Source organism: Sphingomonas mucosissima, assembly GCF_002197665.1.
GTDB lineage: Bacteria > Pseudomonadota > Alphaproteobacteria > Sphingomonadales > Sphingomonadaceae > Sphingomonas > Sphingomonas mucosissima.
Window position 1 is genome coordinate 1,142,887 of sequence record NZ_NBBJ01000001.1, and the last position, 21,763, is coordinate 1,164,649.

Consider the following 21,763-nt stretch of genomic DNA (forward strand, 5'->3'; position numbering starts at 1 on the left):
CAGAAGACCACGCACTAAGGCGCTAGTTCAGCGCCATTTCTCCGCTGAGACATCATCGCTGGCGCGTGGTTCGACCCAGCGATGATGGTCGCCTACCCGCTCGCGTTTCCAAAAGGGCGCATCGGTCTTCAGCCGATCGATCAGGAAGGCGCAAGCGTCCAGCGCTTCGGCGCGATGCGCGCCGCTGGCCGCGACGAACACGATCCGGTCGCCAAGCCGCATCGGGCCGACCCGGTGGACGATCGTCACGCCGGACAATGACCACCGAAGCACTGCCTCCTCGGCAAGCACGGTCAGCGCGCGCTCGGTCGCACCGGGATAATGCTCCAGCATCAGTTCGGTAACGCCGTCATCGGCGCGGACCATGCCGGTGAACGTGGCAAGTGCGCCGTCCTGCCCGGCAAGCGCCATCTCGTCAGCCAAATCGATCGGCGCGGGACTGACGAGAACCCGGATCATCCGCCGGTAACCGGTGGAAAAATCGCGATCTCGCGTGCTCCTGCGATGGGCGTGTGGAGAGGCACGAAGTCCTTGTCGCGAGCGGCGCGCAAGCGCTCAGGCTCACTCAGCGCCGCGGCATGCCGGTCCGACCGTGCCGCCAGCCAGCCGATCAAGGCCGCGACGGTATCGACCTCCGCTGGCGGCTCAACCTCTTCCTCGGCCGCACCGATACGCTCGCGCACCCACGCGAAATACAAAATCCGCATCGCCATCAATCCATGTGCTTCAGGCCGACGCGCAGATAATCCCAGCCCGTCACGATCGTCAGCACCGCCGCGCCCCACAATGAGGCAAGCCCCACGAGCTTTATCCAGCCAAACTCCGGCAGCGCGCCAGCGAGGATGAGCGCTCCCAGTGACACGAGTTGAAGCGTCGTCTTCCACTTCGCCAGGCGTGACACCGGCAGCGATACCTGTAGGCCCGCCAGAAACTCTCGCAGGCCGGACACCGCAATCTCGCGCAGCAGGATCACCAGCGCCGCGATGATATGAACGCCCGTGATCACGGCGGTATCGTTATGCCGTGTGCCCACGAGCATCAGGATAACGGCTGCCACCATGATCTTGTCAGCGATCGGATCAAGAAACACGCCCAGCCGCGATACCGCGCCCTGTGCGCGCGCGAGATAGCCGTCGAAATAATCGGTGATGCCCATCAGGCAGTACAGCCCGAACGCAATACCGAACCCTGCCTGCCAGGTAGGCCACCACAAAAAGGCGACAAGCGCAGGCACCGCGACGATTCGCGACAGGCTCAGCAGGTTGGGCAAGGTAAGCACGGTTATTGACTTAGCTTAGCAGACCCGTGACGCAACCCTGACGGGGTTGGCAGCGCCGGTGACCAGCGTCTATGCCCAGCCCTCATTCTGCCACAGCCGGGCGACCTCCTGTCATGATCAATGCCCTCGGGCTTCTCAAACGTCGGCGCTTCTTGCCGCTGTTCGTCACTCAGTTCCTGGGTGCCTTCAACGACAATCTGTTCAAGACCTCGATGGTTCTGTTCGCGACCTATGAGATTTTTGCCAACGAAAAGCAGGAAAGCTTTTTCAACGCCCTGGCCGCGGCCCTCTTCATCTTGCCGTTCTTTCTCCTGTCGGCGCTGTCGGGGCAGCTGGCCGACACGATGGACAAGGCGCGCATCATTCGCGTGGTCAAGATCGTCGAGTTCGGGATCATGGCGCTGGGGTGCGGCGGCTTGCTGCTGGCGCGCACCGGGCAAGTGACGCTGCCCGTGGTCATGATGCTCGGCGCAGTCGTGGGTCTTGGCATCCACTCCACGTTCTTCAGCCCGATCAAATACGCCATCCTGCCGCAGCATCTGGAGGATGAGGACGTGCTTGGCGGCACGGGGTTGGTGGAGGCAGGAACCTATCTGTCGATCCTGCTTGGCACCATCCTGGCGGGCTTCATCTATCGGTCGATCCCCTTGATTGCGGGAACGACCTTCCTTGTCGCGCTTCTGGGTTACATCAGTGCGCGCATGGTTCCGCCGGCGCCGCGGCTGGGTCCAGCGCTCACGCTTGATTACAATCCGCTCAGGGCCTCGTGGCGGCTGGTGGCGGGCACCATGCACATCCCGCGCTTGTTTCTGGCGATCTGCGCGATCAGCTTCTTCTGGACCATCGGCTCGGTCCTGGTGGTGATCTTCCCGCCGCTGGTGAAGAATGTCCTCACGTCCGACGCCAGCGTCGCCAGCCTGGTGCTGGCAATCTTTTCGATCGGCGTCGCGATCGGATCGGTCGTCATCAATCTGATGCTGCGCGGCCATATCTCGGCGCGCTATTCGCCGGTGTCGGTGATCGCGATGGGCGGCGCCGTTCTGGCCTTCTGGTTCGTCGCCAACAGGTGGGAAGCGGCGCCGGCCGGCACGCTTTATGACATCGCCGGCTTTGTCAGCCATCCCGGCGCGGCGGCGGTTCTGCTCACGCTCATGTTCGTCGCCATCTTCGGCGGCATGTTCGTCGTCCCGCTCTATGCGTTCCTGACCACGACGGTGCCGAAGGATCAGACGGCGCGGACGGTTGCCGCCAACAATGTCGTGAATGCCGGCGCCATGACGATCGGGTCGGCTACCGTTGCGGCGATTACGGCACTGGGCGCCACGGCAAGTCAGCTGTTGCTGCTGGTCGCAGGCATGTGCCTCGTGTCCGCCTGGATCGCCCAGCGGCTGCACCGGGCCTGCGACTGACTGACAGTTACATGATCCTGACCGCTACATGATCATCGTGTAGAAGCAGACGAAGAAGGCGGTGAAACTCAGGACGAAGAGCTTCAGATCCTGGTCGTCGCTCCGGTTCGGCTTGGCGCTGGTTTGCACGATCATCCGCCGGATCGGATGGCGAGCAGGTTCGTCGGTGATCAGGCGTCTGTCCATCATACGATGGTTAACGTCCCGTTTACCTTTGGGAACCGCTTGAACGAAGCAGCCGGGCGAGTGTCCGATGTTGGTACAGGAGGAAGAGATGCCGCTTTACGAATTTCGGGGGCACCGCCCGACGTGTCATGACACCGCCTGGGTCGCGCCAAGCGCCGACATCGTCGGGGATGTTCGGCTCGCCGAGGACACCAGCGTCTGGTTCGGTGCGGTGATCCGCGGCGACAACACGCCCATTCCGATCGGCGCGCGCAGCAACATCCAGGAGGGCGCGATGCTCCATTCCGATCCGGGCTCGCCGCTCAGCGTCGGCGAGGATTGCACCATCGGTCACCACGCCATTCTGCACGGCTGCACGATTGGCAATCGCGTCCTCATCGGCATGGGCGCCACCATTTTGAACCGCGCGGTGATCCCGGATGATTGCATCGTGGGGGCGAACGCGCTGGTCACGGAGGGCAAGACCTTCCCCCCGCGCAGCTTGATCGTCGGCAGCCCCGCCAAGGCGGTCAGGACCCTGGACGACCAGGCCGTCGCCGGGCTCAAGATTTCCGCCGCGCATTATGTCGAGAACAGCAGGGAGGCTGCGGCCGGGCTGAAGCGGATCGACTGATCGGTCGGCCAGGCCCGGTGCGGGCGGCGGCATCGGCGGGCACGCTGGACAGGTGGTTACTCACCCGACATAACCCCACTTATGTCAGTTCCAGCGATCCTCTCCCGCTTGCGCCTGCCGGTCATCGGCTCGCCGCTGTTCATCATCTCCGGTCCCGATCTCGTCATCGCGCAATGCAAGGCCGGCGTCGTCGGCTCCTTTCCTGCGCTGAACGCCCGACCGCAGGGGCTGCTCGACGAGTGGCTGCACCGGATCACCGAGGAACTGGCGGCGCACAATCGCGACAATCCCGATCGTCCGGCTGCGCCTTTCGCGGTGAATCAGATCGTTCACAAATCGAACGATCGGCTGGAGGCGGATCTCGCCACGTGCGAAAAATGGCAGGTGCCGATCACGATCACGTCGCTCGGCGCGCGCGAGGAGCTGAACCAGGCCGTGCACAATTGGGGCGGCATCACCTTCCATGACGTCATCGATGATCGTTTCGCGCGCAAGGCGATCGAAAAGGGTGCCGATGGCCTGATTCCGGTGGCGGCAGGCGCTGGCGGACATGCCGGACGGCTTTCTCCCTTCGCCCTCGTCAGCGAGATCCGTCAGTGGTTCGATGGTCCGGTGGCACTCTCAGGCTCGATCGCGACGGGTGATGCGGTGCTCGCCGCGCAGGCGATGGGCGCAGACTTCGCCTATATCGGGTCGCCCTTCATCGCGACCGAAGAGGCGAATGCCGACGAAGGCTACAAGAACGGCATCGTCGAGGGCCGCGCCTCCGACATCGTGTATTCGAATCTCTTCACCGGCGTTCACGGCAATTACCTGCGCGGCTCGATCGTCGCTGCCGGGCTGGACCCCGACAATCTGCCCGAAGGCGACTACAAGACGATGAACTTCGGCCAGAATTCCAACGGCGAGCCGGCCAAGGCGAAAGCCTGGCGCGACATCTGGGGCTCGGGCCAGGGCATCGGCGCGGTGCAGAAGGTGGAGTCCGTCGCCGACCGGATCGACCGCATGGAGCGCGAATATAACGCGGCAAGGGCGAGGATCGGCCTCGCCGCCTGACCGGTCGTCGCGGGTGAAACCGCGACGCCGATGGGCAATTTTCAACCGTTGCGTATCGCTGCGGCACCAGTCCGTGTGCCGGCGTGCCCGCAACGGTTACGGTTGGAACGGCTGCGAGCGATCAGCCGGCCGCGGGATCACCATTAGGGCAACCCCGCCGCGGATACCTCAGGCCTCCTCGCCCTCGGCAGAGTCACTCTCCGCCGCGCGCTGGAAATACGCTTCCACCGGTCCGTTCAGCTTGATCGTCAGTGGCCGGCCGTGACGGTCCATTTTCTTGCCCAGCGCCACGCGGATCCACCCTTCGGAGATGCAATATTCCTCCACGTCATTCCGCTCGACACCCTTGAACCGGATGCCGATGCCGCGCTCCAGGGTCGGCTGGTCGAAGTGGGGGCTCGAAGGATCGATCGAGAGATGGTCTGGCGGTGTGTCGGTCATGGCAAGCGCGCCTAAACGATCACTGCGCGCCGCCCAATAGAAAAACGGCGCGGGAGAGCATGTCTCCCGCGCCGGCCCCTGCGTGCTCGGTTGATAGCTTATCGGCAGACGCGGACAGGCACCTGCTCGCCGTAATACGGGTCCCACCGCCACTGCTGAAAACAACGGGGACCGCGCCACGCGCGGCGGTAGGGATTGTAGTAGTTGCGCGGGTAGTAGCCGTCATATCCCCGGTAACCGCCCCGGTAGCCATAATAAGGGCCACGATTGTTGGAGGCGATGGCGGCGCCAAGGCCAAGGCCGATCACGCCGCCGATCAGCGCGCCTGCCGCAACGTCTCCGCCGCGATCGTAGCCGCGGTGGTGCCAACGTTGCGCAGTGGCCGGTGTGGCGGCGGCAAGCGCCGAGGCGGCCAGTGCCGTCCCCAATCCCGCCTTCATCAAAAATCCGTTCATGTCGAACCTCCTCATACAAAACGCTCGGTCCGCTCTGAGGGTATAAATGCACGATGCCGTGAGCGTGTCCGATGATATGGGAAATCCGGGCTTAACCGACGCGGAATAGCGCGTTCATGAAGGATTTAGGGAAATCGCATGCGCTTTTGGTTGTTGCGGTCGGAACCGGATGTCTACGGCTGGGATCACCTGATCCGGGATCAGGAAACCGAATGGGACGGCGTCCGCAACTACACAGCGCGTAATTTCCTGAAGGAGATGGCGCCCGGCGATCGCGCGATCTTCTATCACTCGAACAAGGAAAAGGCTGCCGTGGGCACGATGGAAATCGTCCGCGCCTGGCGCCCGGATGGTGAAAAGGGGATCTGGGCGTCGGTCGCGGTGCGCCCGCTGGAAAAACTGCCGAACCCGGTCCCGCTTGCCACAATGAAGGCCGAGCCGCGCCTGGCGACGCTGGAAGTGCTCCGGCAAAGCCGCCTGTCCGTTACGCCGGTCAGGGACGAAGAATGGGCAGTGCTGATGGAACTGGGCGGCCTTTGAGGGGCCGGTGACGATGGAGATCGCACAACTGGCCGCCGGGGTGCCGAAAAAGGCCAAAACAAGCCGGAGAGCGGCCGAGAGGCGGCTGGTCTGACGCCCGTTCAGGCCGCAAGTGAAGCCCGAAAGGCGCTGCGTTCGGCCTCGGTCAACGCCAGCGGCACCGCCCGCCGCTCGGCCGACGATCGCAGCCCAGCCTCGATCACCGCCATGGTTGCAAGCGTCTGTGCCGCCGGTACCGGGTTCACCCCCTCGCCCCGAATCGCTGCAACCACCTCACGGTAGAACCGCCGCTGGTCGCCAGAAACGACGGGGAGCTCCCGAGTGGTCTCCCCGTCATGCAGCACCAGCGGATCGTTATCGCTGCCCCAGCCGGGCGCACCGGGCACCATCCCGCCAAGCAACTGCGCTTCCTGCTGGTCGCCCCGCTGCTTCACCAGGCTACCCGCCGTGCCATGCACCGTAAAACGCGCGCTGCCCCCAGCGGCCAGCATGCTTGCGTGAAGCACGATCCGCTTGTCGGCATAGTGCAGCACGGCATGCGCCCAATCGTCGGCCGAAGCGCCGGGCCGTAGAGCCGCCAGATCGGCCTGGACGAACTCGGGCAGCCCGAAAAGCAGCAGCGCCTGGTCGATCAGATGCGGCCCGAGATCGTACCAGAGCCCCCCGCCGTCCCCTGCCCGCTCTCGCCAGCGATCCCGAACCGCAGGGCGAAACCGGTCGAAATGGCTCTCGAATTGCACCACGTCGCCGATCGCGCCAGCATCGATGGCGGCACGCACGGAGAGGAAATCGCTGTCCCAGCGGCGGTTGTGAAAGACCGCCAACAGCCGTCCCGCTCGCCCCGCGGCCAGCGTCGCCTGACGGGCCTCGTCGAGAGACAGAGCGAACGGCTTCTCCACGACGACATGCTTGCCCGCAGCAAGCGCAGCCAAGGCCAAGGGCGCATGGCTGTCGTTCGGGCTCGCCACCACAACCAAGTCGATGTCGCTGCGCTCAAGCAATGCTGCCGGGGTGGCGACGACAATCACATCGCCGAGCGACTCTGCAAGATCGCCAGCAACCTGTGACGACGCCACTGCCGTGATCGCCAGCCCGTCTGTCGCCGCGATCAGCGGGGCGTGAAAGGTACGCCCCGCATAACCAAAGCCGATCAGGCCGGCCCGAATGGGTGCGGCGCTGATCGGGGACAAGATCAGGCCGCCTCGGCCGACCGCTTGTTGCGCTTGCGCTCGTTCGAATCGAGGAAGCGCTTGCGCAGTCGGATGGTCTTTGGCGTCACCTCGACCATCTCGTCATCGTCGATATAGGCAATGGCCTGTTCCAGCGTCATCTTCTTCGGCGGGGTCAGACGGATCGCGTCGTCCTTGCCGCCCGACGCGCGGAAGTTCGTCAGCTGCTTTGCCTTCATCGGGTTGACCTCAAGGTCTTCCGTCTTGGCGTTCTCGCCGATGATCATGCCTTCATAGAGCGCTTCGCCGTGACCGACGAACAGGATGCCGCGCGCCTCGAGCGGGCCGAGGGCATAGCCCTGTGCCTCGCCAGCGCCGTTGGAGATCAGCACGCCGTTCTTGCGGCCCTCGATCGGGCCCTTGTGCGGGCCGTACTTCTCGAACAGCCGGTTCATGATGCCCGTGCCGCGCGTGTCCGACAGGAACTCGCCGTGGTAGCCAATCATGCCGCGCGACGGCGCGGAGAAGGTGATGCGCGTCTTGCCGCCACCCGACGGCCGCATATCGGTCATCTCGGCCTTGCGCAGGTTCATCTTCTCTACAACCGTGCCCGAATACTCCTCGTCCACGTCGATGATGACGGTTTCGTACGGCTCGGTGCGCTTGCCGTTCTCGTCCTCGCGGAACAGCACGCGCGGGCGGCTGATGCCGAGCTCGAAACCTTCGCGGCGCATCGTCTCGATCAGCACGCCCAACTGAAGTTCGCCGCGGCCGGCAACTTCATAGCTGTCCCGATCGCTCGATTCGGTCACCTTGATCGCGACGTTCGATTCGGCTTCGCGGAACAGGCGGTCGCGGATCATGCGGCTCGTCACCTTGCTGCCCTCACGACCAGCCATTGGCGAATCGTTCACGGCAAAGCGCATCGACAGCGTCGGCGGATCAATCGGCTGCGCTTGGATCGCCTCGGTCACACTGATGTCGGCGATCGTGTTCGACACGGTTGCGACGGCCAGGCCTGCAAGGCTGATGATATCGCCGGCACGCGCCTCGTCGGTCGGTACGCGCTCCAGGCCCTGGAACGTCATGATCTTGGAGGCGCGACCCGTCTCCACGACCTTGCCGTCCATGTCGAGCGCGTGGATCGGCTGGTTGACCTTCACCGTGCCCGAGTTGACGCGGCCGGTCAGCACGCGGCCGAGGAAGTTGTCACGGTCGAGCAGCGTCACCAGGAAGGTGAACGGCGCATCGACGTCGAGCGCCGGCGGCGGCACGTGATCGACGATCTTCTGGAACATCGGCGTCAGCGTGCCCTCGCGGCGATCGGGGTCCTCGCTGGCATAGCCGTTGCGACCCGACGCGTAGAGCACCGGGAAGTCGAGCTGCTCGTCGGTCGCGTCCAGGCTGACGAACAGGTCGAACACCTCGTCCAGCACTTCCTGGATGCGCTGGTCCGGGCGGTCGACCTTGTTGACCACCACGATCGGACGCAGGCCCAGCGCCAGTGCCTTGCCGGTCACGAACTTGGTCTGTGGCATGGCACCTTCGGACGAATCGACCAGCAGGATCACGCCGTCTACCATCGAGAGGATGCGCTCCACCTCGCCGCCGAAATCGGCGTGGCCCGGCGTGTCGACGATGTTGATGCGCGTGCCTTCCCACTCAATCGACGTCGGCTTCGCCAGGATGGTGATCCCGCGCTCCTTCTCGAGGTCGTTCGAGTCCATCGCGCGCTCTTCGACGCGCTGATTGTCTCGAAATGTCCCCGACTGGCGGAAAAGCTGATCGACGAGAGTGGTTTTGCCATGATCGACGTGCGCGATGATGGCGATGTTGCGCAGATTCATACGATTTCCTGGATGGCCGCCACGGCGTGGCAGCGTTCCGGGCGCGCATAGCCGAAACAACCCGCGAGCGCCACCCTCCGCGGCCGCAGCGTCACCAGCCCGCTAGAACTATCTTCCCGCATGCCGTACCACTCTCGATCGCGGCATGCGCCCGCCTCAAGTTCTCGGCACTTATACTACCCATCATCTCCGTCATGGTGGAACGAACCACACCCGCATCCACCAGCCTGGCGACTTCCGTCAGGAGCTTTCCTTGCTCCGCCATGTCCGGAGTCTTGAACAGCGGGCGAGTGAACATTAACTCCCAATGCACCGAAATGGCCTTCCCTTTCAGTGGCATGATATCCAATGTCTTGGGATCATCGATCAGGCAAAGCTTCCCTTGTGGTGCTATCAGGCGGTTGATGTCGGGCAGGTGATCATCGGTGTGGGTCGTAGAGAAGACATGGCCGGGCTTGCCGATCCCCAGCGCCTCAATCTGCGGCGCCATTGGCTCACGGTGGTTCACCACATGGTGTGCGCCGAGCTGCTCCACCCACGCCTTTGTCTCAGGTCGCGAAGCGGAGGCGACGACGGTCAGGTCGGTTAATGCGCGGAGCAGTTGAATAGCGATCGAGCCCACACCGCCGGCGCCGTTCAGGACGAATACCGCCCGTGCAGCTCCGGGGACTGGCCGCCGCAAATCAAGCTTGTCGAACAGCGCCTCCCACGCGGTGATCGCCGTCAGCGGCAGCGCTGCGGCGGCCGCCCAGTCGAGCGACGCCGGCTTCGCGCCAACGATGCGCTCGTCAACCAGCTGCAGTTCGGCATTGCTACCAGGACGATCGATCTGACCAGCATACATGACGTGGTCGCCCACCTTGAAACCGGTCACCTCCGGCCCGGTTGCCTCGACCACCCCTGCCGCGTCGAAGCCGAGCACGCGCCAGTCCTCGCCGCCGCCGCGCATGCCTGCGCGCACCTTTGCGTCGACCGGATTGACTGACACCGCATGCACCCTGACCAGCAGATCTCGCCCAGTCGCGACCGGGTCGGGCAACTCGACGTCCACCAGCGAATCCTGACGACCCACAGGTCCGGGGTGTTTGAAAGCCACAGCGCGCATGGTGCTCTCCTCTCTGGTGGAATGGTGCCTGGAACGCGGGTGGAGCGTTCCTGGGTCCGAGCCGCGCTTTGCGCAACCCACTCATGCGTATTATACTGCTAACACACTTGAACGAACACTCGTCTGCCGCCATCCTGACGGCAACGCTGGAGGAACCACATGGCGAGCAACCCCGACACGATCACCGCGACCGAGCCGGCGCTGAAGCTCACGCCGCCCGATCCGGTCCCAACCGTTACCGCTGAAAAGGCAGTAGGACTGGTGCCTGTGGATGAGGGCACCAAATCGAAGCTTGAGGAACGTGCCGATTACGCGGTGCAGCAACTGCTCGAGCGGGACGCGAACAGCCCCGAGTTTGGCAAGGTGGTCGATGCGATCACCAACATGGGCGCAAAGGAAATTCGTGACGCCGCCGGGCAGTCAAACCGCTTCCTCGACCGTCCCGTGCGCGCGATGGACCAGGAAACCGGCGTCGGGAACGATCTGGCGCAATTGCGACGCGTGGTCGAGGATCTGGATCCTGGTAAGAAGGGCAATCTCACCGCACCGCAGAAGCTGTTTGGCATCATCCCGTTCGGCAGCAAGATGCGGAATTACTTCGACAGCTACAAGTCAAGCCAGACGCATATTGCCTCGATCCTGAAGAGCCTGGCGTCGGGCAAGGACGAGCTGTTGATGGATAACGCGTCGATCGACACCGAGCGGGCCAATCTGTGGAGCGCTATGGGCAAGTTGGAACAGATGATCCAGCTATCGAAGATGCTCGATCGAAAGCTTGAGGACAAGGCAAACGAGCTCGACGCCACTGATCCTGCCAAAGCAAAGGCGATCCGGGAAAGTGCGTTGTTCTACGCCCGGCAGCGTACTCAGGACTTACTCACTCAGATGGCCGTGACGGTGCAAGGCTATCTGGCGCTTGATCTGGTCAAGAAGAACAATGTCGAGTTGATCAAGGGCGTGGACCGTGCATCGACGACGACTGTGGCGGCGCTACGCACGGCCGTGACGGTGGCACAGGCCATGACCAACCAGAAGTTGGTGCTGGAACAGATCACGCAGTTGAACACCACAACGGCGAGCATCATCGATTCGACTGGAAAGCTGCTTCGTTCGAACACCGCTCGCATACACGAACAGGCGGCCAGCTCGGCGATCCCGTTAGAAACATTGCAGCGCGCGTTCCAGAACATCTACGAAACCATGGATGCCATTGACACCTTCAAGCTGAAGGCGCTGGACTCAATGAAGACCACGGTGAATACACTTTCCACCGAGGTTGAGAAGTCGCGCGGCTACATCGCGCGCGCAGAAGGCGCCGCACAGAACCGCGTCGGATCGTCGCCCGAAACGTTCAAGCTGGAGGCGCTGTGACCTCTTACGACACCAACGAAGCTCTGGCGCGTGCCCGCGGTACGCTCGACAGGGTGAGGCTCCAATCCTTCGAGGGCCTGCCCTCCGCCGGTCGGCCGCGCCAAGGCCGCAGCCTGGCAAAACGGCTCGCGGCAATTGGTGGAGCGAACGTCGCGATACTTCTGGCGGCTGCGATCACTGGGATCGCTGTGATGCCACTTGGCATCTTCGGTGCGCTTGCCGTGATGATGGTCATGGTGGCGGTGACGCTTGCGATCGCCTTTGCCCCCGGCCAGCGGCCAGTTACCCGTGAGAAACTGGCCAAAAGTGAGCTGAAGGCGCTGCCGATGCAGACGACGCGATGGCTGGATGCGCAGCGCCCTGCTCTGCCAGCTCCTGCGGTTCAGGTGACGGACCGCATCGGTCTGCGCCTGGATACACTCGGCAAACAGCTGGCGTCTGTGGGTGACGAAACCTCGGCCGCAGCCGATATCCGGCGTCTGGTGGGTGAGCAACTGCCAGAGTTCATTCGCGATTATCAGCGTGTGCCAGCGGAACTACGCGGAGCCGAACGGAACGGAAAGACGCCCGATCGCCAACTGGTCGAAGGGCTCGAGTTGATCGAGCGTGAGATAGGCCAGCTCAGCGAGGAGCTTGCCCGGGGCGATCTCGACTCATTGGAAACTCGTGGTCGCTTCCTCGAAATGAAGTACAAGGATGGCGATCCGGCCTGACGGCCTTCGCTCAGGGTCGGGCGCACCGGCGCGATGCCGTTAAGCCAATATGCTTAATCGACGCGACATTGTCATACCAATCAGGTAGCGTTGCCGCATGAACGATCGTGTCCTCGTCTTCGAAGGTATCCACAACTTCCGCGACTATGGCGGTTATGCCGCGGCAGATGGGCGGCTTCGGCATGGCTTGCTCTGGCGCTCGGGCCAACATTGCGACGCCACCCCTGATGACCTTGCCGGGGTGGCCGATCTCGGCATCTCCACCGTGATCGATCTGCGCGGTGACAGTGAACGTCAGCTGATGCCGTGTCTTCGCCATGAGAGCTTCGACGGACTCGTCCTTTTCGCGCCCGGTGAGACCGCCGGCTCGGAGCTGGCTCCCCATGAGGAGGCTGGACGCGGCATCACCACTGCCGATGAAGCACGGGCGGCAATGACTCGGCTCTACGAGAACATGCCGTTCCGCATGGTCCTTGTGCGGTCGCTCACCCTCTACTTCGAGGCGCTCGCAACCCGCGAAGGGGCAAGCCTATTGCACTGCTTGGCGGGGAAGGATCGGACAGGTCTTGCAGCCGCGCTGCTCCACCGATTGCTTGGCGTGCATGAAGATGATGTGATGGCGGATTATCTCCTCACCAACGTCGCGGGCAACCAGAAGCGCCGCATTGCAGCAGCCGGGGCCTCCATTCGCCAGCGCTACGGATCGCAGATCACCGATGAAGCGATAGAGACCCTGATGGGCGTTGATGCGATGTATCTGGATGCCGCCACCCGTTCGATTCATGAGCGGTACGGTTCGACAGAGCGCTATGCCGAAGAGGTGCTTGGCGTGGACGCAACCCGGCGCCAGGCGCTGCGGCAGAAGCTCGTCAACTGATTGCCGGTGAAGCTGGCGCCCACGTCAGCCGACCGTCAAGCTCCACATCATCCAGCCATTAAGCGCAACGATCACAGCTGCGATGCCCCAGGCAAGCGTCACCAGCCAAATGGGTGCGGCAAGCGGCCCCATCAGCCGGCGGCTTCCCGTGAAGGCCACAAGGGGGAGCACGGCAAAGGGCAGCTGCAGGCTGAGCACCACCTGACTAAGCACCAGCAACTGAGTCGCCCCACTATCGCCAGCCAGCATGACCCCGATCACGGCAGGAATAATCGCAAGCCCACGGGTGATCAGTCGCCGCAGCCACATCGGGAGGCGCAGATGCAGAAAGCCTTCCATCACGATCTGCCCGGCGAGTGTTCCCGTCACCGTTGAATTCTGACCGCTGGCAAGCAACGCAATGGCGAATACCACGCTGGCTCCCCCTACCCCTAGCATCGGCGCAAGCAGGCGGTGCGCTTCTTCGATTTCAGCCACTTCCGTCTGCCCGGCAACGTGGAAGGTGGCGGCTGCCAGTATCAGGATCGCCGCATTGATGAAGAAGGCCAAGCCAAGACTCACGGTGGAGTCGATCGTCGCCATCTTCAACGCGTCGCGCTTTTCTGCGATCTCCTTACCTACTGCCCGCGTCTGCACGATGGCTGAGTGAAGGTAGAGGTTGTGCGGCATCACCGTCGCGCCGAGAATGCCGATCGCGATGTAGAGCATCGCCGGATTACTGACGATCTCCGTTGAAGGAATCAGACCGGCCGCAGCTGCGCTCCAATCTGGTCCCGCCCACGCCAGTTCGAAAGCAAAGCAACTTGCGATGATGATCAGCAGCGACGCCACAAAGGCCTCCAGCCGCCGAAAACCGTAGCGTTGCAGCGCCAGGATTAGGAAAACATCTAGCGCGGTGACGCACACCCCTAAGACGAGCGGCATCCCGAAGAGGAGCTTCAGGGCGATCGCCGTGCCGAGCACCTCCGCGAGATCGCATGCGATGATCGCGATCTCGCACAGCACCCACAGGACCAGAGCAACAGGGCGCGAGTATTGTTGACGACAGGCTTGTGCCAGATCCAGCCCAGCGCCAATCCCGAGCCGGGCAGACAGCGCCTGCAGAATGATCGCCATCAGGTTCGACAGCAGGATTACGCTCAGGAGCGTGTAGCCAAAGGCTGACCCACCCGCGATATCCGTGGCCCAATTCCCAGGATCCATGTAGCCGACGGCCACCAGCCATCCCGGCCCAACAAAGGCGAATAGCCTCCGCCAAAAGCCCGCACCCTCAGGTACCCGGATCGAGGCGTGAACCTCGGGTAGCGATCGCATCAGCTCTGCCGCGGGAGGAGTCATCCTTGCCGCCATGCGGAACTCGTGGCCGTCTTTCAACCACGCAAACGCTTGTGAGCGGCCGCGTTGCGGCTCTGCCGGAGCGGAATCGCTCCGAGAAGAAGCCTTACGATGTTTCGTCCGGCGCCATGGCGGAGGCCGGAGAGCGTTAACGACCAGGATCTGCCCTGCGGATGTCCGCTCGGTGGATCAAGATCAACATCGGACCTGCCCGCATCTCAGCCGGCCGCTGCGGAGCACCGCCGCGACACTAAGTCAGTTCCCATCTTCGATCGCGTGAAACAAGATCTCGTCGAATGGTTCGCTTGGACGGCTTGGCGTCGATCGTTAATCTCCAATGCAGTCATTCGACTTTCCCAGCCCGCCCCGCAAAGTTGCCAATCGTCTATTGCGTGTTAATCGCGTTCCATCGATAACGTCGCCATGAGAATTATTCCCGCTGCCACAGCTGTTCTCGCGCTTTCCCTGGCCGGGACCGCGCATGCCGCACAACCGATCGCCGGTCGTTGGCTGACGGAAGATGGCTCCGCCATCATTCAGGTCGGCCCTTGCGGCGCGAACACGTGCGGAAGGATCGCCTCTGTCGTGAAGTCGCGGCCGGGTGCACCGGTGACCGACGTGAACAACCCTGACGCAAAGTTGCGCAGCCGGCCCATGGTTGGCCTCCCGATCCTCTCAGGTTTCAGCGAATCCGGTGATGAGTGGCGCGGCCGCATCTACGATCCGCGCAATGGCAAAAGCTACAAGTCGATCGTCACACGTGGCGAGAACGACACGCTTCGGGTGAAGGGCTGCATATCGTTTATTTGCCAGACGCAGATCTGGAAAGCCGCCCGCTAACCCAACCGCGCGTGTCAGAGTCGGCACCGTTTACAAGCACGGCGCAGGCGCTCGTCAAGCCGCTCTGGCAGCAACTCCCCTCCACGCTGCCCCGCTCGGCGCCCTGTCGAGCGGCTGCATCGCCCACAGGTCTGGCCCGGCGCCACCCATGCTGCCCCGTGTTATCAAGCGCTACTCGACCGTGACGGACTTCGCGAGATTGCGTGGCTGATCCACGTCGGTGCCTTTTGCCACCGCAACGTGATACGCCAGCAACTGGACTGGCACCGCGTAGACCAGCGGCGCGATCAGCGAGTGCACCGTAGGCATCTCGATTGTGGCGATCGCGTTCTCGCCCGCTTGCGCGATCCCCTCGGCGTCGGAAATCAGCACCACCTGAGCGCCACGGGCCTGTGCCTCCTGCATGTTGCTGACTGTCTTGTCGAATAGCGGGCCCGAGGGCGCAATCACGATCAGCGGCACCTGATCATCGATCAGCGCAATCGGACCGTGCTTCATCTCACCTGAAGCGTAACCTTCCGCATGGATGTAACTGATTTCCTTCAATTTCAGCGCACCTTCCAGGGCCAGAGGATACTCCGGCCCGCGCCCGAGATACAGTACGTCGCGCGCAACAGCGATCTTCGGGGCCATGGCCTCGATCTCGGCATCATGGCTCAGCGCTTGGCTCATCGCCTCGGGCACCTGTTGCAGCTGCCGCACCACGTCAGCCTCACCCTCGAGACGCCCCTTGGCGCGCGCCAGATTGGTCGCAAGCGCCGCCATAACGGCGAGTTGGCAAGTGAACGCCTTCGTCGACGCGACGCCGATCTCCGGCCCCGCGTGCGTTGGCAATAGGAGGTCTACTTCCCGGGCCATCGAACTGGTCGGCACGTTGATGATGCCAGCTGTCACCACGCCGGCGGAGCGCATGTGGCGGAGCGCCGCGAGCGTATCCGCCGTCTCGCCAGACTGTGAAATCACGATACCCAGCGTATTAGGTAGAAGCACCGGGTCCCGATAACGGAACTCGCTCGCCACATCGACCTCGACAGGAACACGCGCTAGCTGCTCAACCCAATATTTGCCGATCATCCCGACGTAGCTCGCCGTGCCACAGGCGACGATCACCACCCGCTCTACGCTGGAAAGATCGAAATCCATATCCGGCAGCGCGACGCGTGACTCCAGCGGTCGCAGATAGGAGCGCAATGTTTGCGCCACCACTACCGGCTGCTCATAAATCTCTTTCTGCATGAAGTGCCGGTGATTGCCCTTGTCGATCAACTGCCCTGAGGCGCCAGAGTTGACGATCGGTCGCTCGACCAGATTATTCTCCCGGTCATAAACTTCAACGCTCTCGCGCGTGATCGCGACCCAGTCACCTTCTTCGAGATACGCTATCCGCTGCGTAAGAGGAGCAAGGGCCAGCGCATCCGATCCGAGGTAATTCTCTCCCTCGCCATAGCCGACGGTAAGCGGCGCCCCGAGACGCGCGCCGAGCAGCAGGTCTGGGTGTGTGCGAACCATGACCCCCAACGCAAAAGCCCCGTGCAACTTCGGCAACACCGCCGCGAGCGCCGCGCGCGGCTCCGCGCCGCTCTCGATCTCACGCGCAATCAGATGGGCAACGACTTCGGTGTCAGTTTGGCTGTAGAATTCGCGTCCTTCAGCGATAAGGGCATCGCGCAATGGCTTGAAGTTCTCGATGATACCATTGTGGACGATCACCACCTCTCCAACGATGTGGGGATGAGCATTGTCCTCAGTTGGCGCGCCATGTGTTGCCCAGCGAGTATGCGCGATCCCCGCCAAACCAGGCAGCGGGTTTTCGGAGAGCCGCTGCGCCAGGTTTTTCAGCTTTCCCGGCGCGCGTCGGCGATCAAACTGATCGTCATGGATCGTGCAGATACCAGCTGAATCATAACCGCGGTACTCGAGCCGCTTCAGGCCATCAAGCAACCGTTCCGCCACTGGCTCGCTGCCGAGAATGCCAACAATACCACACATTTACTTTGCTTCCTTACGAGCGCGCATCAGGCCTCGAAATCTGTTTGCCCAGCCGACTTTGCTTGTCTGAAGAGGCCGGACGAGGGCAAGCGCATCGGCCGGGACATCAGCGGTGATGGTCGAGCCAGCGCCCACAATGGCGCCATCCCCTATCGAAACAGGCGCGACCAATGCCGAATTTGAGCCGACGAATGCGCCAGCGCCGATCACGGTCTTGTATTTGAAGAAGCCGTCATAATTGCACGTGATCGTCCCAGCGCCGATATTGGCGCCAGCACCGATCTCTGCGTCGCCGAGATAGCTCAGGTGATTGGCTTTGGCACCCGGCCCCAGCACCGCCTTTTTCATCTCGACGAAATTGCCCACGCGGGAACCACGCTCCATCACTGCGCCGGGTCGCAGCCGCGCGTAAGGTCCAACGGACGCTCCCTCTTCAACACGGGCGCCCTCAAGATGACTGAACGCATGGATCGTCACGCCGTCGGCAATGGAGACGTCCGGACCAAATATGACGTTGGGCTCGATCACCACGTCCCGGCCAATCACGGTATCATGACTGAACCAGACGGTCTCGGGAGCAACAAGGCTTACACCATCCGCCATGGCTTGCCGCCGGCGCGTGTGCTGCCACCCGCTTTCCAGCGCAGCCAGCTCCTCGCGGCTGTTGACGCCCGCGACCTCCTCCGCCGCCGTCTCAATCACGGCGGAGTGATGCCCATCTGCAGCTGCCAGCATCACGATGTCGGGCAAGTAATACTCACCGGCAGCATTGTCGTTGCCTACGCGACGAAGCAGGGTGAAGAGATCGTTGGTGGTAATGGCCGTTAAGCCAGAATTACAGAGACTTACCGACCGCTCTTCAGCGGAGGCATCCTTGAACTCCACCATTTTTTTGATGCGGCCGCGAGAATCCGCCATAACTCGCCCATACGCGCCTGCATCGTCGGGTCTGAAGCCGAGCACGACAGCAGCCGGCGCATCGCTCTCGTGCAATCGCGCCACCATCCGCTGCATCGTTTCCGCAGAAACCAGCGGAACGTCACCGTAGAGGATAAGAACGTCACCGGCAAAATCGTCCAGAGCCCCCGCCGCCTGCAGCACAGCGTGGCCGGTACCAAGTTGCTCTGCCTGATGGACGACGATTACGCCAAGAGGCTGCACGGCCGCTTCCACCTGTTCGCGGCCGGCGCCGACGACCACTATCGTACGGACAGGTCGAAGAGCCGCTGCTCTGTCGAGAAGATGCAGCAGCATCGGCTTGCCAGCGATCGGGTGGAGAACCTTGTGGGTGGCGGACTTCATGCGTGTGCCCTTGCCGGCGGCAAGCACGATCACGGCGAGAGGGCGGCTGGTCATGGCATGCCTCTGCCATCGCATGCTTGCCATTTCCATAGCGCCGGGCCACCCCGCTTGGATAATGCAGCCATTTCCTTTCGACATCGTCGGCTTTGACCTGGACGGAACCCTTCTCGACACCAGCGGTGACCTCGCCGCCGCCGTGAACCATGCGCTCGCGCAAGCGGATCGCCCGCCGCTCGCTGTTTCTGCGATAAAGCCTATGATCGGCGGCGGCGCACGACACATGCTCGCGCAAGGGTTGGCGGCGACCGGTGGATCGGACGAAGAATTGCTTGAACGGCTTCATCGCGTCCTTCTCGATCATTATGCGCGCAACCTGTCCGTGCACACCGCGCCTTATCCTGGCGCGGTCGCTGCCTTGAACGCGTTGGAAGCTCACGGCGTGAAAGTCGCAGTCGTGACGAACAAGCTGGAGGGGTTCGCGCGCGAGGTGTTGCGGGATGTGGGCCTGCTCGATCGGTTATCTTGCATGATCGGCGGCGACACGTTGGGGCCGGGCAACAGCAAGCCGTCGCCCGCACCGATACATGCTATGATCCAGCGATCAGGGGGCGGGCGCGCTGTTTTCGTTGGCGACTCCATTTATGACGTGGCCGCGGCCCACGCTGCCGGCGTGCCGGCGATCGCCTGCCGTTTCGGTTTCCTGATGCAGCCGGTGGAGGAACTGGGGGCAGAGGCGATCATCGATCACTTCGACGACTTGCTTCCAGCGCTGGAGCGCCTTGGATGATGCCGGCGCCTTTCTTTTGGCGGGCGCTGCTCGCCGGCGTGCTCCTGTTCGTCGTGACCATGGCGCTGCTCCCCCATCCGCCGAAGGTGCCGATCGAGGGCGACAAATACCAACATATGCTGGCTTTTGGCACCCTCACCATCCTGTCGATAGCCGCGTTCCCCGCAACGCCGCTTCTTCGGATCGGCGAACGGCTCTCGTTTCTTGGCGCGATGATCGAGGTGGTTCAGTCCATTCCCGCGCTGAACCGGTCCTGCGATATCATGGATTGGGTGGCTGATACGGCGGTGGTCATTGCCCTTCTTGCTGTGGTGGCGGTCTACCGTCGCGGTTCATCCGCCACTTGATCCACAGGTGACGGGCCAACATAGCCGGCGGCATCCGTAACCAGTGCGAGCGGACATAGAAGGCAAGCCGGGTGGCAGGTCGCGTCTCGCGTCCCCAGCCATCGCGTGCCAGCAACCGCTGCAGATACCATGCGTCCGCCGCGCCCGCCCGCGTCCACATCTCAGGGACTGGCGTGGCGAACAGCACATGCGCGAGCCGTAGCGCGCGCGCGACTACACGCTGAGCTTCGTGGTCCGCGGCGAATGCCCAGAGCGTCGGCCAGAAGGCCTCGTCGCCTTCAGCGAACTCGCGCAACAAGCGATCAATATCCCAGAGGTTACGCAGACCGCCGCTGAGATCGCCATCGCCGAAGAGGTGGATTGCGGCGTGCACCACCATATCCGCCGGGCTCAGGACAGCTAAGCCGCCGCCGAGCGGCACTGCGCGCGCGATCAGTCGCGCTGCATCTGGCTTCATACGGGCGGTCAGCGGCAAGATCGTGTGATGAACGTCAATCATCCGGTCCCGCTCCGGATGGATCAGCGGCGGCAGCTCGTGCATCCATTTCCGATAATAAGCGTCATCGTAAGGGTCTGGTTTGACCCACATCCATCCTGCGTCGATGAGCGCGGCTTCCGCCTGCGAGAGCCGCTGGCGTGGGACAAGAATATCAAGATCACCGATCGAGCGCCCCTGCCCTGCGTCGAGGCCGGCGGCGGCAAAGGCCGTTCCTTTCAAAAGGATCACCGGCTCCACAACCCCGGCCAGCGCGCGCCGCGCCATTTCCGCTTCCCACAGCGCTTGTCGGCGTCCCTCCAGTGCTGTCGCTCTTGCATCCCCGAGCACCGCCGCCACGCGCTGAGGCAGAGCAAGCCCGTCGAGCCGCATGGCCAACGTGCCAATCAACTGCTCCGCCCTCGCCGCCGCAAGCACGCCTGTCCAAGCGTTGCGGTTAAGCAGCAAGGCGGCGCCAGGGTCGGCGAGAAGCGTCGCCAGCGTACGCGCTGGCATCACCAGAGCTTCTCGATCATCGCCGCCGCGGCGTCCGCATCCGGATAGTCAATCGCGACGCGGGTTACGTCACCGACAAAGCGCGTCAGTGCAGTGAAACCCCGCTCGCCCAAGACCACATAGTTGGTCGAGGCTTGCGTTAGCCTAACAAAGGCTTCCCCCGCGCCCACGCCCCTTTGATCAGCCGGGAGGCCGAAGCGTGGGAACAGGAGCAAAACAGGCCTGGCGGGTCGCTCAGCGGCGGCCAGTGCATCGGCTGCGGGCACCAGGTGGCGGATCGCGCCCTTTGGTGTGTCACGCATCAGCGGTCCCCAATGCGCGCCCGTCAGTTCCTCGGCGACAACATCGATGGCGCTGTTCTTCAGGCTGACCGGTCTCGGGAACGGGTGCACTAGACCAGAAGCGGGGTCCAGCAGGACGAACTCGTCCGCCATCAGCCGCCATCCGCGTGTCTGAAGCAGCGCGGCCAGCGTCGACTTCCCGGCGCCCGACTCACCAGTCAGCACAATCGCGCGACCGTTGCGCTCGACGGCCGCGGCATGAAGAAGCAGGAACCGGCGCTGACCAAGGGCCATTTGTAAATTCATGCCCATCTCTGCCGCCAGCACTCCCTGGTCGAGCGGCAGTGGCGCAGCGTCGGGTATAACGAAGTCGCCCTCGATCATCACAGCCGGTCGTATCCAGCGCCGCCACGGCCTACGCGGTGTCAGGCGAACGCTAAAATCCGGAACGCCATCATCCCGCGGGTAATCACGATAAAGCGTCCGCAACTGTGCGATAGGGCCTTGCCAATCAGAGCCGATCCGGAATGTCACCGGACCGATGCGAACGCCCAAGACGTACCTCATGCGCGCTCGATCAGTCCCGCGACGCCCAGCCCGTCCATGATCGAAACGAGACTGGCGCGGTCGCCATCGATCAGTTCAAACTCCTGCTCGATGTCATCGAGCGTCATCCACCGCCCTGCCAGGGCTGTCAGCAACTCAGGGACCGGCGACGCGACCAGGTGAGTAATACCAGAGGCGCGGTGAAAGATCGCGACCAGTTCGTCGAGAAGCACCATCGACAGGTCGGAAGCAGGCGGCGCGCGGTAGCGCGTCGCGTTCATCGC

General features: G+C 63.0%; 25 protein-coding genes. 10 read left to right on the plus strand and 15 right to left on the minus strand.

The features are described from left to right. Positions 1 to 27: 27 nt before the first annotated feature. From SPMU_RS05470 to pgsA, 3 genes are read right to left on the minus strand one after another with little or no spacing between them, the layout of a single operon-like run. Positions 28 to 459, minus strand: a complete 432-nt coding sequence (locus SPMU_RS05470) for a molybdenum cofactor biosynthesis protein MoaE (protein ID WP_088332610.1) — start codon at positions 457 to 459, stop codon at positions 28 to 30. After that, a complete protein-coding gene (gene moaD / locus SPMU_RS05475) occupies positions 456 to 713 on the minus strand; it encodes a molybdopterin converting factor subunit 1 (RefSeq protein ID WP_088332612.1) in 258 nt (85 codons plus the stop codon). The genes SPMU_RS05470 and moaD overlap by 4 nt, the downstream gene beginning before the upstream one ends. After that, the gene (gene pgsA, locus SPMU_RS05480; RefSeq protein ID WP_088332614.1) at positions 713 to 1,279 is read right to left on the minus strand and encodes a CDP-diacylglycerol--glycerol-3-phosphate 3-phosphatidyltransferase; all 567 of its coding nucleotides are present in this window, start codon (positions 1,277 to 1,279) and stop codon (positions 713 to 715) included. Before pgsA ends, moaD begins: the two co-directional genes overlap by 1 nt. A gap of 113 nt (positions 1,280 to 1,392) precedes the next feature. Between pgsA and SPMU_RS05485 the strand changes: the two genes are divergently transcribed. Then, positions 1,393 to 2,688 (plus strand): MFS transporter, encoded by a 1,296-nt coding sequence (locus SPMU_RS05485; RefSeq protein ID WP_088332616.1) that lies wholly within the window; start codon positions 1,393 to 1,395, stop codon positions 2,686 to 2,688. 24 nt (positions 2,689 to 2,712) lie between these two features. Here the strand turns inward: SPMU_RS05485 and SPMU_RS16855 are convergent, their stop codons facing one another. Next, entirely contained in the window at positions 2,713 to 2,874 is a 162-nt protein-coding gene (locus SPMU_RS16855; protein WP_169715637.1) for a hypothetical protein, read from the minus strand. An 88-nt stretch (positions 2,875 to 2,962) separates the two neighbouring features. On the opposite strand from SPMU_RS16855, the gene SPMU_RS05490 reads away from it, so the two are divergent. Both SPMU_RS05490 and SPMU_RS05495 read left to right on the plus strand, forming a co-directional pair. Then, a complete protein-coding gene (locus tag SPMU_RS05490; protein WP_088333193.1) occupies positions 2,963 to 3,487 on the plus strand; it encodes a gamma carbonic anhydrase family protein in 525 nt (174 codons plus the stop codon). Positions 3,488 to 3,568: 81 nt separating this feature from the next. Continuing rightward, the gene (locus SPMU_RS05495; RefSeq protein WP_088332618.1) at positions 3,569 to 4,543 is read left to right on the plus strand and encodes an NAD(P)H-dependent flavin oxidoreductase; all 975 of its coding nucleotides are present in this window, start codon (positions 3,569 to 3,571) and stop codon (positions 4,541 to 4,543) included. Positions 4,544 to 4,711: 168 nt separating this feature from the next. Here SPMU_RS05495 and SPMU_RS05500 read toward each other — a convergent pair whose 3' ends face one another. Both SPMU_RS05500 and SPMU_RS05505 read right to left on the minus strand, forming a co-directional pair. Continuing rightward, positions 4,712 to 4,984: a DUF3297 family protein gene (locus SPMU_RS05500; protein ID WP_088332620.1), complete on the minus strand. Its 273-nt coding sequence runs from the start codon at positions 4,982 to 4,984 to the stop codon at positions 4,712 to 4,714. Between the two features lie 98 nt (positions 4,985 to 5,082). Beyond that, positions 5,083 to 5,439 (minus strand): hypothetical protein, encoded by a 357-nt coding sequence (locus SPMU_RS05505; protein ID WP_088332622.1) that lies wholly within the window; start codon positions 5,437 to 5,439, stop codon positions 5,083 to 5,085. Between the two features lie 138 nt (positions 5,440 to 5,577). Here SPMU_RS05505 and SPMU_RS05510 point away from each other — a divergent pair, with 138 nt between their 5' ends. Beyond that, complete coding sequence (locus SPMU_RS05510) at positions 5,578 to 5,979, plus strand: EVE domain-containing protein (protein WP_088332624.1); 402 nt, start codon at positions 5,578 to 5,580, stop codon at positions 5,977 to 5,979. Positions 5,980 to 6,080: 101 nt separating this feature from the next. On the opposite strand, the gene SPMU_RS05515 is transcribed toward SPMU_RS05510, so the two are convergent. From SPMU_RS05515 to SPMU_RS05525, 3 genes are all read right to left on the minus strand, one after another. Continuing rightward, the gene (locus SPMU_RS05515; protein ID WP_245832773.1) at positions 6,081 to 7,169 is read right to left on the minus strand and encodes an oxidoreductase; all 1,089 of its coding nucleotides are present in this window, start codon (positions 7,167 to 7,169) and stop codon (positions 6,081 to 6,083) included. A gap of 2 nt (positions 7,170 to 7,171) precedes the next feature. Continuing rightward, positions 7,172 to 8,995, minus strand: coding sequence for a translational GTPase TypA (typA, locus tag SPMU_RS05520; protein ID WP_088332626.1), 1,824 nt, complete (start codon positions 8,993 to 8,995; stop codon positions 7,172 to 7,174). A gap of 91 nt (positions 8,996 to 9,086) precedes the next feature. Beyond that, a complete protein-coding gene (locus tag SPMU_RS05525) occupies positions 9,087 to 10,100 on the minus strand; it encodes a zinc-binding alcohol dehydrogenase family protein (protein ID WP_088332628.1) in 1,014 nt (337 codons plus the stop codon). A gap of 159 nt (positions 10,101 to 10,259) precedes the next feature. On the opposite strand from SPMU_RS05525, the gene SPMU_RS05530 reads away from it, so the two are divergent. From SPMU_RS05530 to SPMU_RS05540, 3 genes are all read left to right on the plus strand, one after another. Beyond that, complete coding sequence (locus SPMU_RS05530; RefSeq protein ID WP_088332630.1) at positions 10,260 to 11,471, plus strand: toxic anion resistance protein; 1,212 nt, start codon at positions 10,260 to 10,262, stop codon at positions 11,469 to 11,471. Beyond that, a complete protein-coding gene (locus SPMU_RS05535; protein ID WP_088332632.1) occupies positions 11,468 to 12,184 on the plus strand; it encodes a hypothetical protein in 717 nt (238 codons plus the stop codon). Before SPMU_RS05530 ends, SPMU_RS05535 begins: the two co-directional genes overlap by 4 nt. 97 nt (positions 12,185 to 12,281) lie before the next feature. Next, a complete protein-coding gene (locus SPMU_RS05540) occupies positions 12,282 to 13,061 on the plus strand; it encodes a tyrosine-protein phosphatase (protein ID WP_088332634.1) in 780 nt (259 codons plus the stop codon). Between the two features lie 24 nt (positions 13,062 to 13,085). On the opposite strand, the gene SPMU_RS05545 is transcribed toward SPMU_RS05540, so the two are convergent. Continuing rightward, positions 13,086 to 14,411, minus strand: coding sequence for an Nramp family divalent metal transporter (locus SPMU_RS05545; RefSeq protein WP_425442131.1), 1,326 nt, complete (start codon positions 14,409 to 14,411; stop codon positions 13,086 to 13,088). 408 nt (positions 14,412 to 14,819) lie between these two features. Between SPMU_RS05545 and SPMU_RS05550 the strand changes: the two genes are divergently transcribed. Further along, positions 14,820 to 15,236, plus strand: a complete 417-nt coding sequence (locus SPMU_RS05550; protein ID WP_088332636.1) for a DUF2147 domain-containing protein — start codon at positions 14,820 to 14,822, stop codon at positions 15,234 to 15,236. A gap of 171 nt (positions 15,237 to 15,407) precedes the next feature. On the opposite strand, the gene glmS is transcribed toward SPMU_RS05550, so the two are convergent. Next, positions 15,408 to 17,225 (minus strand): glutamine--fructose-6-phosphate transaminase (isomerizing), encoded by a 1,818-nt coding sequence (glmS, locus tag SPMU_RS05555; RefSeq protein WP_088332638.1) that lies wholly within the window; start codon positions 17,223 to 17,225, stop codon positions 15,408 to 15,410. Then, positions 17,226 to 18,581 (minus strand): bifunctional UDP-N-acetylglucosamine diphosphorylase/glucosamine-1-phosphate N-acetyltransferase GlmU, encoded by a 1,356-nt coding sequence (glmU, locus tag SPMU_RS05560; RefSeq protein WP_088333196.1) that lies wholly within the window; start codon positions 18,579 to 18,581, stop codon positions 17,226 to 17,228. A gap of 61 nt (positions 18,582 to 18,642) precedes the next feature. Between glmU and SPMU_RS05565 the strand changes: the two genes are divergently transcribed. Next, a complete protein-coding gene (locus SPMU_RS05565) occupies positions 18,643 to 19,314 on the plus strand; it encodes an HAD-IA family hydrolase (RefSeq protein WP_088332640.1) in 672 nt (223 codons plus the stop codon). Next, complete coding sequence (locus SPMU_RS05570) at positions 19,311 to 19,661, plus strand: VanZ family protein (protein WP_088332642.1); 351 nt, start codon at positions 19,311 to 19,313, stop codon at positions 19,659 to 19,661. The genes SPMU_RS05565 and SPMU_RS05570 overlap by 4 nt, the downstream gene beginning before the upstream one ends. Here the strand turns inward: SPMU_RS05570 and SPMU_RS05575 are convergent. From SPMU_RS05575 to SPMU_RS05585, 3 genes are read right to left on the minus strand one after another with little or no spacing between them, the layout of a single operon-like run. Continuing rightward, positions 19,606 to 20,652: a nucleotidyltransferase domain-containing protein gene (locus SPMU_RS05575; RefSeq protein WP_088332644.1), complete on the minus strand. Its 1,047-nt coding sequence runs from the start codon at positions 20,650 to 20,652 to the stop codon at positions 19,606 to 19,608. The two genes, SPMU_RS05570 and SPMU_RS05575, sit on opposite strands and share 56 nt — an antisense overlap. Next, positions 20,652 to 21,500 (minus strand): HprK-related kinase A, encoded by an 849-nt coding sequence (locus tag SPMU_RS05580; RefSeq protein ID WP_088332646.1) that lies wholly within the window; start codon positions 21,498 to 21,500, stop codon positions 20,652 to 20,654. Before SPMU_RS05580 ends, SPMU_RS05575 begins: the two co-directional genes overlap by 1 nt. Further along, positions 21,497 to 21,760: an HPr-rel-A system PqqD family peptide chaperone gene (locus SPMU_RS05585; protein ID WP_245832775.1), complete on the minus strand. Its 264-nt coding sequence runs from the start codon at positions 21,758 to 21,760 to the stop codon at positions 21,497 to 21,499. The genes SPMU_RS05580 and SPMU_RS05585 overlap by 4 nt, the downstream gene beginning before the upstream one ends. Positions 21,761 to 21,763 lie beyond the last annotated feature (3 nt).

What these genes read in the sequence shown, in the direction of transcription:
- SPMU_RS05495 (WP_088332618.1), top strand. Translation starts at nt 3,569, where the DNA reads ATGTCAGTTCCAGCGATCCTCTCCCGCTTGCGCCTGCCGGTCATCGGC.
- SPMU_RS05545 (WP_425442131.1), bottom strand. Translation starts at nt 14,411, where the DNA reads ATGGCGGCAAGGATGACTCCTCCCGCGGCAGAGCTGATGCGATCGCTA.
- SPMU_RS05525 (WP_088332628.1), bottom strand. Translation starts at nt 10,100, where the DNA reads ATGCGCGCTGTGGCTTTCAAACACCCCGGACCTGTGGGTCGTCAGGAT.
- SPMU_RS05510 (WP_088332624.1), top strand. Translation starts at nt 5,578, where the DNA reads ATGCGCTTTTGGTTGTTGCGGTCGGAACCGGATGTCTACGGCTGGGAT.
- glmU (WP_088333196.1), bottom strand. Translation starts at nt 18,581, where the DNA reads ATGACCAGCCGCCCTCTCGCCGTGATCGTGCTTGCCGCCGGCAAGGGC.
- SPMU_RS05530 (WP_088332630.1), top strand. Translation starts at nt 10,260, where the DNA reads ATGGCGAGCAACCCCGACACGATCACCGCGACCGAGCCGGCGCTGAAG.
- SPMU_RS16855 (WP_169715637.1), bottom strand. Translation starts at nt 2,874, where the DNA reads ATGGACAGACGCCTGATCACCGACGAACCTGCTCGCCATCCGATCCGG.
- SPMU_RS05485 (WP_088332616.1), top strand. Translation starts at nt 1,393, where the DNA reads ATGATCAATGCCCTCGGGCTTCTCAAACGTCGGCGCTTCTTGCCGCTG.
- moaD (WP_088332612.1), bottom strand. Translation starts at nt 713, where the DNA reads ATGGCGATGCGGATTTTGTATTTCGCGTGGGTGCGCGAGCGTATCGGT.
- SPMU_RS05470 (WP_088332610.1), bottom strand. Translation starts at nt 459, where the DNA reads ATGATCCGGGTTCTCGTCAGTCCCGCGCCGATCGATTTGGCTGACGAG.
- glmS (WP_088332638.1), bottom strand. Translation starts at nt 17,225, where the DNA reads ATGTGTGGTATTGTTGGCATTCTCGGCAGCGAGCCAGTGGCGGAACGG.
- SPMU_RS05570 (WP_088332642.1), top strand. Translation starts at nt 19,311, where the DNA reads ATGATGCCGGCGCCTTTCTTTTGGCGGGCGCTGCTCGCCGGCGTGCTC.
- SPMU_RS05505 (WP_088332622.1), bottom strand. Translation starts at nt 5,439, where the DNA reads ATGAACGGATTTTTGATGAAGGCGGGATTGGGGACGGCACTGGCCGCC.
- SPMU_RS05540 (WP_088332634.1), top strand. Translation starts at nt 12,282, where the DNA reads ATGAACGATCGTGTCCTCGTCTTCGAAGGTATCCACAACTTCCGCGAC.
- SPMU_RS05565 (WP_088332640.1), top strand. Translation starts at nt 18,643, where the DNA reads ATGCAGCCATTTCCTTTCGACATCGTCGGCTTTGACCTGGACGGAACC.
- SPMU_RS05550 (WP_088332636.1), top strand. Translation starts at nt 14,820, where the DNA reads ATGAGAATTATTCCCGCTGCCACAGCTGTTCTCGCGCTTTCCCTGGCC.
- typA (WP_088332626.1), bottom strand. Translation starts at nt 8,995, where the DNA reads ATGAATCTGCGCAACATCGCCATCATCGCGCACGTCGATCATGGCAAA.
- SPMU_RS05500 (WP_088332620.1), bottom strand. Translation starts at nt 4,984, where the DNA reads ATGACCGACACACCGCCAGACCATCTCTCGATCGATCCTTCGAGCCCC.
- SPMU_RS05580 (WP_088332646.1), bottom strand. Translation starts at nt 21,500, where the DNA reads ATGAGGTACGTCTTGGGCGTTCGCATCGGTCCGGTGACATTCCGGATC.
- SPMU_RS05490 (WP_088333193.1), top strand. Translation starts at nt 2,963, where the DNA reads ATGCCGCTTTACGAATTTCGGGGGCACCGCCCGACGTGTCATGACACC.
- SPMU_RS05575 (WP_088332644.1), bottom strand. Translation starts at nt 20,652, where the DNA reads ATGCCAGCGCGTACGCTGGCGACGCTTCTCGCCGACCCTGGCGCCGCC.
- SPMU_RS05585 (WP_245832775.1), bottom strand. Translation starts at nt 21,760, where the DNA reads ATGAACGCGACGCGCTACCGCGCGCCGCCTGCTTCCGACCTGTCGATG.